The following is a 768-nucleotide window of genomic DNA, read 5'->3' on the forward strand; positions in this document are numbered from 1 at the left end:
TCGCGACCACAAGGAACCTCGGAGAACCCGCCACCGGAACGGCCATCCGGAAAACCGGCCTGCCCCGCACCCGCGAAAGACACCCGAAAACCAAGATCAGGATTCACGCGGTGGATCGAGGCTGAATACCACTTGGCCACGCTGACCACGTTGCGTTCCGATGGAACTCCGCATGTGGTGCCTGTTGGGGTGACCTACGACCACGAGGCGGGCGTCGCGCGTGTCATCACGCGAAAGAGCAGCGTGAAAGTTGCCAACATCCTTGCTGCCCTCCCAGGTGAGGCGCGAGTCGCGGTATCGCAGGTAGCGGGCCCTAGGTGGCTGACCATCGAGGGCGTGGCAGAGGTTCGAACCGCAGACGATGAAGTCTCGAACGCTGTCGACCGATATGCGGATCGCTATGGCCGCAGCCCCGCCCCAGACTCTGAGCGCGTGCTGGTGGAGATAACCCCTGTGCGCGCCATGGGTATGTTGGAGATCCCATCACGTCCGTGAAGTGAAGTTGCCCGGACTCTCGCTTTAGGTGACAGCGGCATGCCCCTATTCCCTAGCGGGATTTCGGGGTTTCTTCCGTCGCGTGACGGCGCTCCAGGCCCTGTGGCGGGGGGTGATCCGTGAGGGTAATCTGTGGAACCCCGTGTTTCTAGTGCTGCACCGCGAAAGTTCGTGGAGGGGTGTTGGTCAGGCTGCTTCCTTGAGTGGGGTGCCCTTGTAGGTCCAGCGGAAGGGCTTGGCGTTCTCGTTGCGGTTGATGATGTAGCTGTCGAG

General features: G+C 62.0%; 1 protein-coding gene. It reads left to right on the plus strand.

Annotated elements, in window-relative coordinates; translation table 11 throughout:
* Positions 1 to 114 precede the first annotated feature (114 nt).
* Positions 115 to 495 carry a pyridoxamine 5'-phosphate oxidase family protein gene (locus OTB19_RS43175; protein ID WP_267804329.1) on the plus strand — a complete coding sequence of 127 codons (381 nt, stop codon included), beginning with the start codon at positions 115 to 117 and terminating at the stop codon, positions 493 to 495.
* The last annotated feature ends 273 nt before the right edge of the window (positions 496 to 768 follow it).

It is taken from the genome of Streptomyces sp. H27-H5 (assembly GCF_026627505.1).
Lineage (GTDB): Bacteria > Actinomycetota > Actinomycetes > Streptomycetales > Streptomycetaceae > Streptomyces.